The sequence below is a fragment of the Pseudomonas sp. AC463 genome (assembly GCF_979253585.1).
Genome location: NZ_CEEDDZ010001026.1, coordinates 1 through 245 on the forward strand (window position 1 = coordinate 1; position 245 = coordinate 245).

At 69.4% G+C, this 245-nt stretch carries 1 protein-coding gene; it reads right to left on the minus strand.

Translation table 11 applies throughout. The features are described 5' to 3' along the window. The coding region (locus AC0IYH_RS33355; RefSeq protein WP_471838702.1) for a type VI secretion IcmF C-terminal domain-containing protein at positions 1-245 on the minus strand (245 nt) is incomplete at both ends.

Genomic DNA, 245 nt, shown 5'->3' on the forward strand with positions numbered 1-245 from the left:
GGGTCAGGCTGCCCGCGCCCGCCAGCGGCGAGCCGGCGGCTTTGACAGCAGCCTCCTTCATCATGCGGAACGCACCCCAGACACCGACCCAGCTTTTCACCGCCGGCGCCGCGCCGTCGATTGCGAACTCGACGGAGGCACCACCCGCGCCCGGCCAGTCGAATGTCGCCGGTACGCCGGACTTGCCGTCATAGGTCAGCGACTGCCCGTCCGCCTTCAACGTCACCGATTTCGCGCCCGATAGC